We start from the raw sequence: 9,927 nt of genomic DNA on the forward strand, positions 1-9,927 counted from the left end.
AAAATAAAGTATGAAAAATTTGATAAACTCAAATATATTGTGTTGATTAAAAAGATCGAGCATTTTTTACCTTTAAATTTTTTATATGATTATATACTAATATAGGAATATAGTCAAGTGTAAATTTAGTTCTTTTAAGTTAAAATCATAAAAAAGGTATAAAAATGCAATATGTTGATATTCTTGCGCTAAAAAGCGAATTTATGAGAGTTTTGGCTCATCCTATTAGGATTGGGATAGTTGAGATTTTAGGTGATAAAAAGATGAGCGTAGGTGAAATTTGTGAGCTTTTAAACAAAGAACAAGCAACGGTTTCAAAGCATCTTGGGGTATTAAAAAATGGGGGAATTTTAAAAAGCGAGAAGTCCGGACTTAATGTTTTTTACTCGGTTGATATTTGCTGTTTGCCAAATTTTTTGGAATGTTTAAAAAATATTTTAGAGGAAAAAGCAGCCAAAAACTCAAAAAATGCAAGAGGTGTCATAAAAAGTCTAAGATAAATTTCTAAAGTTTATTTTTTTAAACTTTTTTTATTTACAATGCGCGAAATTAATTTAACCGAAAGGATCTAAAATGAAATCAGATATGTGCGAAATGCGCCGTTATGAAACCAAGTCGTCGAAAGACTAACGCTAAGCACAAATTTCTTTTTAAGCGCTTAGTTTCGCTAAGCATTTAAAAATAAATTTAAGCCTCCGCTCATATCCTTTTTTAAATGCTAGCCAAATTTTAAAAAGGATATAAAATGAAAAATCTACTCAAATATTCTCTAGTCGCTCTAAGCCTAACAGTCGCAGCAAATGCAGCCGAGAAAATCGTCGTAGGCGCTACGCCAGTTCCGCACGCTGAAATTTTAGAGGTCGTTAAGCCGATACTTGCCAAAGACGGTTTTACTCTTGAGATCAAAGAATTTAACGACTACTCTACTCCAAATTTAGCCACCGAGGACGGCGATCTAGACGCTAACTACTTTCCAGCACCTACCGTATCTTGAGGAATTTAACAAAAACAAAGGCACTCATCTAGTTAAAACAGTTGGCGTTCACCTCGAGCCTATGGGCGTTTACTCTAAAAAGATAAAAGATATCAAAGAGCTAAAAGACGGTAGCACCGTAGCGATACCAAACGACCCTACAAACGAGAGCCGAGCGCTTGACGTGCTAGCTAGCGCAGGCCTGATCAAACTAAACGACAACCCTTTAAAAACTCCGCTTGATATCACGGAAAACCCCGCGAGGCTGATCCATAATGCCGCGACGTAAAATTCCGCAAGCTGCGTGTGCGGGCTTATTTTGCCGATCGCGGCGATGTTTGGAAAAAACTGCTTCATAATTTAACGAAGTCCGCGCATACCGCGCTTGCGTCTAAAATATTTTCGGGCAGCACGAATACGCTAAGCGCCGTGATCGCAAACAGCACAAAAACCGCCGCGTAAAGCCGCCCGAAAAATTTAGTAAATTTCGTATCGGGATACGGCGCCTCTTGCTCTTGCGCGCCTTGAGAATTTAGCAAATCGCTCATCGTTCGCTCCTTTAATAAAGTTTGCGTGCCAAAACCCGGCTTGCGCTAAATTTTAAAATTTTATGCCTTATTATCCGGTAAATTTCACAATAAGGACCTGTTTTGGAATTTTACGGTCTAATTTGAAGCCAAATTTATTAAATTTAACCAGCAAAGCTTTGTTTAAAAACAAAGCGTCGCCGCTTCTAACGCGCAGTGATCTAGGCGGGGTTTGGGCGGCAGACCTGCTTGCGGTTGCTGGCCGAAGCAAAGTAAAAGGGAGCTTCGCAAGTATAGCCCCCTCCGCTCCGCCTCTTCCGAGAAAGAATTTAAGCCTTATAGGAAGCGACAAATAAAATTTAAACCCGCGCGTAGCATAGCAACTTCTCGTGTCGTCTTAGCCAGAAAGCCACTAAAATAAAGAAAGCCCTTTCATTTCACGCAAGCTCACAGCCAAGACCCAAAATTTAATTGCCTAACGAAAAAGGCAAGTTGGCGTTGCTGCTCGCAAAATGACCACAGAACCTCACTAGATAGAATTTAAAATTCCGAGTATTTCTGATAGTCGATCTGCGCGGAGTTTTTGTTGATCGTATCGACCGTAGCTTCAGCGATCGCCAGCTCCTCGTTGGTAGGGATTACGAGTGTTTTGATTTTACTATCCGCCGCGCTTAAATTTCTAATCGAGCCGGTATTTTTTGCGTTTTTTGTCGCATCGATTTCGATGCCGATATGAGCGAGCTTCTCGCAGACATTTTGTCTAAAATGCGGCGCATTTTCGCCGATACCTCCGGTAAAGATCAAAGCGTCCACGCGCCCAAGCACGGCGTAATACGCTCCGATCATCTTAACGACGCTGTACACGAGCATCTCAAACGCTAGTTTCGCGCGCGGCTCGCCACCCTCCATCTTTTCATATACCTTTCGCAGATCACTTGCGCCGCAGATGCCCAAAAGTCCGCTTTTTTTGTTCATTATGACGTCCATATCCTGCGCGTTGTAGCCCGCGACGCGCTCGATGTATGGGATGATCGCAGGATCGATCGAGCCGCATCTGGTGCCCATGATGATGCCTTCAAGCGGCGTTAGCCCCATCGAGGTGTCGATGCACTTGCCGTTTTCTATGGCGCTCACGCTCGAGCCGTTGCCGAGATGTAGCGTAATGGCGTTGAAGTTTTCGTATTTTTTACGCAAAAATTTCGCTCCCATTGTCGAGACAAACCAATGCGACGTGCCGTGCGCGCCGTAGCGACGAACCTTATATTTTTCGTAGAATTCATACGGCAGCGCGTACATATACGCATAAGGCGGGATGCTTTGATGAAAGATCGTATCGAAAACCGCTACGTTTGGAATTTTAGGAGCAATCTTTAGGCAGGATTTGATGCCCGCTAAATTTGCAGGATTGTGTAGCGGCGCAAGCGGCGCAAGCTCGGCGATTTTAGCCATTACGTCCTCATCTATGAGTGCAGGAGCGTCGAAATAATCCGCACCTTGGACTATTCTATGCCCGATGCCGCCTACTTGAGTCAGATCTTTGATTACTCCGCTTTGTTTTAAAAGATCAATCGCGATTGCGATCGCGGTTTCGTGATTTAGAATTTGCTCGTTTTCAACTTTTATGCTTCGTCCATTGGCGCAATTGATGCTTCCGCTTGCGTGCGTCGAGCCAATCTCCTCGATGAGCCCACTTGCAATGCAGGCGTGATTTAGCATATCGTGGAATTTAAATTTAACCGAGCTCGAGCCGGAATTTATGACTAGGATATCCATTAATTCTCTCCTGCTTGAATGGCGCTGATAAGTATCGTGTTTACGATATCGGCGACCTTGCAGCCGCGGCTTAGATCGTTTACCGGCTTTTTTAAGCCCTGCAGAATCGGCCCGATCGCCACGGCGCCTGCGGTGCGCTGAACGGCCTTATAACAGATATTTCCGCAGTTAAGATCAGGGAAGATAAATACGTTCGCACGCCCTGCGACCGCGGAGCCCGGCATTTTTTTCTTAGCAACCGCCGCATCGACTGCGGCGTCGAATTGCAGCGGTCCGTCGATTAAAAGCGCCGGCGCCTTTTCGCGCGCTTTTTGCGTCGCCGTTTTGATAAATTCTACGCTCTCTCCGCTGCCGCTATCGCCGCTGGAGTAGCTTAGCATCGCCACGCGCGGCTCAAGCCCGAACGCCTTTGCGGTCGCGGCGCTTGAAATCGCGATACCCGCCAGATACTCCGCGCTCGGGCTAGGCGCCACGGCGCAGTCGGCAAAAAGCAGAGCCTGCGTATCCAGGCACATTATAAACGCGCCGCTAACGCTCGCGATGCCCGGCTTGGTCTTGATGATCTGAAGCGCGGGGCGGATCGTCTCAGCAGTAGTCGTGCCGGCACCGCTTACCATCGCATCGGCTAGCCCTTCATGCACGAGCATCGTGCCGAAGTAGGTGCGATCGCGCACTAAATCGCGCGCCTGCGCCTCGCTCATACCCTTTGCCTTGCGAAGCTCATAAAGATCGCGCGCAAATTTTTCCAAGCTCGCATCCGTCTGCGGATCTAAAATTTTAACGCCGCTTAGATCGAGACCTAGCTTGTTTGCGCTTTTTTGCACTTCGTCTTTGTGCCCTAAAAGGATCAAATTTGCAGCGCCGCTTTGTTTTATAATCGCGGCCGCGCGCAGAATTCTCTCATCGTCGCTTTCTGGAAGCACGACGGTTTTAACGTTCGCACGAGCCTTTGCGTAGAGCTTGCTTTCAAATTTCAAAGGGGTTAGAATTTCACAGCGCGTGGAGTTTGCGGCGTCAGTGAAGTAGCTTTTATCGGCAACGACTTTATCAAGCTCTATCGCGCTACTTTGGCAAGCAGAATTTTCGTCGTGAAATTTTGCATCACTTTCGCAGGCAGAATTTTTACCGTAAAGCTCCGATTTTTTAGAATTTGCACCCTCTTGTGCAGGTCTTAGCACGGAAAATGAAATTTTATCCTCATATATGCTGGCAAAGCTTACCGCTTTTGCTGCAGCGATTGTGTGCTCGCCGATGCGCGCGGCAATTTCGTTAGGATAAAATCCGCAAACTGGGATATTTAGATCTTTTGCGATTTGTAAATTTAGCTCGCGCAGATCGGCTCCCGCTACGCCGCGAACCAGCACAAAATTGCATTGCTCTAAAATCTGTGCAAATCGCTCTATCGCCGCCTTTCGCACGCGCTCATCCTGCCCGTTTGCGAGCGCTTTTTCAAGCTCGCTCCTGCTAAAAAGGGCATTGTCGCCAGCGATGCAAAGTTGCAAAACGTTGTGAAAGCTCATGGATAAAATTTTATCTAGTTTTTTTAGCTCGGATTGGTAGGCGGCAGGTTCGTCGCATAGGAGCAAAATTCCGTTCATCGGTTGATCCTTTTGAAATAAGATAGGCAATTGTAGCAAAATTTTGCTTGCGTGTTAATCAAAGATTTATCGTGAGGGTTTAGAATTTGGTAACTTTCAACAAAGGAGCGCACATGAAAAATTTAGTGATTTTGGCTCTTTTAGTGAGCCTCGCCGCGGCGAAAATCAACATAAACGAAGCTAGTCGCTACGAGCTGATGACTATCGGCGGACTTGATGCGGGTAGGGCGGATATGCTTATGCAATACCGCCAAAAGCGCGAAATTTCAAGTGCAGATGAGCTAAAGGGCATCAACGGCTTTGCAAGTTACGATACTGCTAAACTGCAGAATAGCTTTGAAATATCACCTAGAGCTAACGTGCAACAGCCGGTGCAGCCTGAGCGCGACATAGTCGTAGTCGAAAAGACCCGCACCCGCACGGTTTATGGAGGCTCTACTTATAGGCGCGTGGAAAATTACGGAAACGGCATCACGATCACAGAGACCGGCACCTTACCGCCTCCTCCTCCGCGAGGATATGGTAGGCACGGCGACATGATGCCGCCTCCTCCCCCGCCTCCTGGCGGCATGCCACCACCTCCGCACGGAGGTATAAAACCGCCACCTCCGCCACCGCCACCTCCGCGTGATGATTATTCTCGCAGGAGAAGTTCTGGCAGTATGAGCGATAGCGAGATTGGCGGAAGCTCGCGCCGTAACATGCCGGTGCCTATGCATATGGGAACGATCCGTTCAAAAAGATCCAGTAGCGTCACAAGCTTCGGCGACTGCGATCCGCAAAGCGGCAACTGCGCTAACGTGGGCGTAGGCGTGCAGGTAGATAGAGGATTTTAAAATTTAATTTTACGCAGGCGGGATTTAAAATTTTATAATCGAGATTCCGCCCGCCCTAAATTTACGGCTAAATTTTAAAATTTCGTAACGTAGAATTTAAAATTTACACAGGCGTTGCTTCGCGCTACGATAAAATTCCAAAAAATTTTGTAAATTTAATCCAAGCCTCGCGTGGCAAAATTTCAAGTCAAAATTTTACGTTAAAACCGATGCACCGCGTTTTGTCGTGACAAAACCTCGCGCCTTAAAATTTTAAATATGAAAATCCAGCCGCATTATAAATTTTAAATTCGCCTTTTCTACTCTTGCTAAATTCCAAAATTTTGCCCCCGTCTTGCTGCTATTAAATTTTAAATTCGACCCGATTTAGCGCCTTAAATTCGTGAAATTTAATTTACAAAATAATATAATCACAAAATTATTCCAACGAAACAGGATGGGCGTATGAAAGAAATTAGCGGATCGCAGATGATCGTGGAGGCGTTGCGGCAGGAGGGGGTCGAGGTGGTTTTCGGCTACCCGGGCGGTGCGGCGCTAAACATTTATGATGAAATTTACAAACAAAAATACTTCAGACACATTTTGGTGCGCCACGAGCAGGCCGCGGCGATGGCTGCGGACGGATACGCGCGCGCTAGCGGCAAGGTGGGCGTGGCCGTCGTCACAAGCGGACCGGGGTTTACAAACGCGCTTACGGGGCTTGCTACGGCGTATTCAGACAGCATCCCGATCGTGCTTATCAGCGGTCAGGTGGCGACCTCGCTCATCGGCACCGACGCCTTTCAAGAGATCGATGCGATCGGAATTTCACGCCCTTGCGTCAAGCACAACTATCTAGTTAAAACGATCGAAGAGCTGCCTAGAATTTTAAAAGAGGCTTTTTACATCGCTCGCAGCGGCAGACCTGGACCCGTGCACGTCGATATTCCCAAAGACGTAACGGCGAAGCTTGGCGTTTTTGAATATCCTAGCGAAATCAAGATGCAGACTTATAAGCCGAACTATAAGGGCAACGCTAAACAGATCAAAAAAGCCGTCGAGCTAATCGCAAACTCCAAAAAGCCTATCCTCTACATTGGTGGCGGTGTCATCAGCGCTAGCGCAAGCGAGCTGGTACGCGAGCTTAGCGAGTTTGCGCAGATCCCTGTTGTTGAAACCCTTATGGCGCTGGGAGCTATGCGAAGCGATGATAAAAACCGCCTCGGCATGGTAGGAATGCATGGCAGCTACGCCGCAAATATGGCGCTTAGCGAGTCGGATCTGATAATCTGCCTGGGCGCGAGATTTGACGATCGCGTCACCGGCAAGCTTAGCGAATTCGGCAAAAACGCAAAGATCATCCACGTCGATATCGATCCTAGCTCGATCTCAAAGATCATAAACGCGGATTATCCGATCGTGGGCGATGTTAAATCGGTGCTAGAGGAGATGCTGCCGCGCATTAAAAGCGAGGTTAGTCCTCAAAATTTCGAGCAGTGGCGCGAGCTCATCCGCAAATACGATGAAATTCACCCGCTTAAATTTAACGACAGCGATGAAATTTTAAAGCCGCAGTGGGTTATCCAAAGTACCGCAAAAATCGCGGGCGAGGACGCTATCATCGCTACGGACGTGGGGCAGCATCAGATGTGGGTCGCGCAGTTTTATCCGTTTTGCAAGCCGCGCACTCTGCTAAGTAGCGGCGGGCAGGGCACGATGGGATACGGTCTGCCCGCGGCATTGGGCGCGAAGGCTTATGCGGGAGATAGGCCGGTTATAAATTTCAGCGGCGACGGCTCGATATTGATGAATATCCAAGAGTTGATGACGGCGAGCGCGAGCGGTCTAAACGTCGTAAATATCGTATTAAATAACAATTTCTTGGGCATGGTGCGGCAGTGGCAGAGCTTATTTTACGGGCAGCGTTTCTCATCGACCGATCTTAGCTCGCAGCCCGATTTCGTAAAAATTGCGGGGGGCTTCGGCGGCGTGGGCTTTAGCGTTAGCACCAAAGCGGAATTTGAAGATGCGCTGAAGCAGGCTCTTGCGAGTAAAAAGGTAAGCGTCATCGAGGCTAAGATCGATCGCTTCGAAAACGTCTGGCCGATGGTGCCCGCAGGCGGCGCGCTTTATAATATGATTTTTGAGCAGGAGTCTTAGGATGAATAGCATAAGAAGAGTAATCTCGGTCGTCGTTACCGACGAGCACGGCGTTTTGTCGCGGATCTCGGGGCTTTTTGCGGGGCGCGGCTATAATATCGATAGCCTCACCGTTGCGCCGATCCCAAATACCGGTTTATCGCGCCTTAGCATCGTTACTTCGGGCGACGAGCGCGTTATAGAGCAGATCACTAAGCAGCTTCATAAGCTGATCCCCGTCTACAAGGTCATCGATGATGCAAAATTCGTCGAAAAGGAGATGGTTTTGGTAAAGATCGCGCTGGGCGAAAATTTAGCGGGGCTTGACGCCGTTTTAAAAGCCTACAACGGCAGCATCGCAAACAGCGACGACAGCAAGATCGTCATCATGGCGTGCGACGACGCAGACCGCATCGACGGATTTTTAAAGACGATAAAAAAATACAATCCGATCGACGTCGTCCGCGGCGGCAGCGTCGCGCTGGATATGTAAGCGGCGATAAAATTTAATCAAAGGAGCGCAAATGAAATTATCAAAAATTGCCGAAATTTTAAATATAGAGTTTAGCGGAGCGGACGCGGAGATCACCGCGATAAATTCGCTTCAAAACGCAAGGCAAAGCGAGCTGAGCTACTGCGATAGCGACAAAAACGAGAAATTTTTATCCGCTACCAAAGCAGCCGCCGTGTTGGTAAAGTGCGGCACCGCAGTCCCAAACGGCGTGCGAGCGCTGGAGTGCGAAAATCCGCACCTAGCCTTTGCAATCTTAAGCGCGCATTTTGCTAAGCCGCTCATTCGCAAGGGCGCGCCCGCAAAGATCGCCGCTAGCGCGCAGATCGGGCAGGGCGTGCATATCGGCGTAAATTCCACGATCGGCGAGAACTGCGTCATTTTAAGCGGCGCGTATATCGGCGATGACGTGCATATCGGAAGCGGCTGCGTGATCCACGCAAACGTCGTCATCTACAACGACGCGATCATCGGCGAGCGCTGCATAATCCACGCAAACGCCGTCATCGGAAGCGACGGCTTCGGCTACGCGCATACCAAAACGGGCGAGCACGTTAAAATTTATCACAACGGCAACGTCGTGCTACAAGACGAGGTAGAGATCGGCGCGTGCACGACGATCGACCGCGCGGTATTCGGCTCGACGATCGTTAAGCGCGGCAGCAAGATCGACAATCTCGTTCAGATCGGGCACAACTGCGAGCTTGGGCAAAACTGCCTCATCGTCTCTCAAGTAGGACTTGCGGGCTCGACGACGCTCGGACGCAACGTCGTGATGGGCGGACAGAGCGGCAGCGGCGGGCACGTAAGCGTGGGCGATTTCACTCAGATCGCGGCGCGCGGCGGCATAAGCAAGGATTTAGCGGGTGGCAAAAACTACGCAGGGCATCCTATAATGGAGCTTAGCGAGTGGTTCAAGCTGCAGGCTAAGATCGTTAGATTTTTTAAAGATAAAAAGCACTAGCCGTTTTGTCTTGGCTGACTTGCTTTAGTCGGTTCGGTTGATCGGCTTGATTTGATCGTTCGCTCTGATCGACTCCTCTAGCCAGCTCGATTTGATCGGTTCGCGTCGTTTTAGTGAAGTTTGAAATCGCCAGGCAGTTGGCGATTGTGGAGTGATTTGCGCTGCGTTCGGTTTTTGCATAGTTTGCAAACTGTTGCGGCGGTAAATTTTGCCCTTTTATCGGCGAAATTCTGTCCGCGCTATTTTTCATCGTGCGCTTGCTTTGTGGGCGCGGTAGAATTTACTCTGCTAGTTTGGGTTGCATTGCTCGCAGTCATTGCGGCTGAGCTTTACGAGCGCTTTAAATCAGTGAAAATTTAATGAAAGGAAAAACGATGATAGAGATGTTTTTGTGCTCCTATTTTGCGGGCGCAGCGACGCTTTTTGAGGATTTTGCCGGGCAAAATATCCGCGCTAAAGAGGTGCTTTTTATCCCAACTGCCGCAAACGTAGAGGAGTACCGAGACTACGTGGACGAGGCGAAAGAGGCGTTTGCCAAAATGGGCTTTGAGGTTCAAATTTTAGACGTTTCCAAAGCGAGCGAGGCCGAAGCGAAGGCAAAGATCGGCGCGGCGCAGGTGCTTTACG

Annotated in this window: 10 protein-coding genes and 1 pseudogene; 7 read left to right on the plus strand and 4 right to left on the minus strand. The window is 48.3% G+C overall.

Annotation, left to right across the window (positions count from 1 at the left end):
* Positions 1 to 164 precede the first annotated feature (164 nt).
* A complete protein-coding gene (locus Q0614_RS03400) occupies positions 165 to 500 on the plus strand; it encodes a metalloregulator ArsR/SmtB family transcription factor (RefSeq protein ID WP_005870653.1) in 336 nt (111 codons plus the stop codon).
* 245 nt (positions 501 to 745) lie between these two features.
* Positions 746 to 1,241: pseudogene (locus tag Q0614_RS03405) on the plus strand (MetQ/NlpA family ABC transporter substrate-binding protein); the annotation flags it as partial.
* A gap of 85 nt (positions 1,242 to 1,326) precedes the next feature.
* Here Q0614_RS03405 and Q0614_RS03410 read toward each other — a convergent pair.
* The 3 genes from Q0614_RS03410 to pta form a co-directional block, all read right to left on the minus strand.
* Entirely contained in the window at positions 1,327 to 1,521 is a 195-nt protein-coding gene (locus tag Q0614_RS03410) for a hypothetical protein (RefSeq protein WP_298786529.1), read from the minus strand.
* Positions 1,522 to 2,040: 519 nt separating this feature from the next.
* Positions 2,041 to 3,273: an acetate kinase gene (locus Q0614_RS03415; protein WP_298786531.1), complete on the minus strand. Its 1,233-nt coding sequence runs from the start codon at positions 3,271 to 3,273 to the stop codon at positions 2,041 to 2,043.
* Positions 3,273 to 4,871 carry a phosphate acetyltransferase gene (pta, locus tag Q0614_RS03420; protein ID WP_298786533.1) on the minus strand — a complete coding sequence of 533 codons (1,599 nt, stop codon included), beginning with the start codon at positions 4,869 to 4,871 and terminating at the stop codon, positions 3,273 to 3,275. The genes Q0614_RS03415 and pta overlap by 1 nt, the downstream gene beginning before the upstream one ends.
* 113 nt (positions 4,872 to 4,984) lie before the next feature.
* On the opposite strand from pta, the gene Q0614_RS03425 reads away from it, so the two are divergent.
* The 4 genes from Q0614_RS03425 to lpxD all read left to right on the plus strand — a co-directional run bounded on the left by Q0614_RS03425 (position 4,985) and on the right by lpxD (position 9,300).
* The gene (locus Q0614_RS03425; protein WP_298786535.1) at positions 4,985 to 5,707 is read left to right on the plus strand and encodes a helix-hairpin-helix domain-containing protein; all 723 of its coding nucleotides are present in this window, start codon (positions 4,985 to 4,987) and stop codon (positions 5,705 to 5,707) included.
* Between the two features lie 444 nt (positions 5,708 to 6,151).
* Entirely contained in the window at positions 6,152 to 7,846 is a 1,695-nt protein-coding gene (locus tag Q0614_RS03430) for an acetolactate synthase large subunit (protein WP_298786537.1), read from the plus strand.
* A gap of 1 nt (position 7,847) precedes the next feature.
* Positions 7,848 to 8,318: an acetolactate synthase small subunit gene (gene ilvN, locus Q0614_RS03435; RefSeq protein WP_297882007.1), complete on the plus strand. Its 471-nt coding sequence runs from the start codon at positions 7,848 to 7,850 to the stop codon at positions 8,316 to 8,318.
* A 31-nt stretch (positions 8,319 to 8,349) separates the two neighbouring features.
* A complete protein-coding gene (gene lpxD / locus Q0614_RS03440; RefSeq protein WP_298786539.1) occupies positions 8,350 to 9,300 on the plus strand; it encodes a UDP-3-O-(3-hydroxymyristoyl)glucosamine N-acyltransferase in 951 nt (316 codons plus the stop codon).
* On the opposite strand, the gene Q0614_RS03445 is transcribed toward lpxD, so the two are convergent.
* Positions 9,281 to 9,550 carry a hypothetical protein gene (locus Q0614_RS03445; RefSeq protein ID WP_298786541.1) on the minus strand — a complete coding sequence of 90 codons (270 nt, stop codon included), beginning with the start codon at positions 9,548 to 9,550 and terminating at the stop codon, positions 9,281 to 9,283. The genes lpxD and Q0614_RS03445 overlap by 20 nt on opposite strands.
* Positions 9,551 to 9,674: 124 nt before the next feature.
* Here Q0614_RS03445 and Q0614_RS03450 point away from each other — a divergent pair.
* On the plus strand, positions 9,675 to 9,927 hold a 253-nt coding region (locus tag Q0614_RS03450; protein WP_298786543.1), incomplete at its 3' end, for a Type 1 glutamine amidotransferase-like domain-containing protein.

Origin of the sequence: uncultured Campylobacter sp. (assembly GCF_937997595.1) — a bacterium.
Lineage (GTDB): Bacteria > Campylobacterota > Campylobacteria > Campylobacterales > Campylobacteraceae > Campylobacter_B.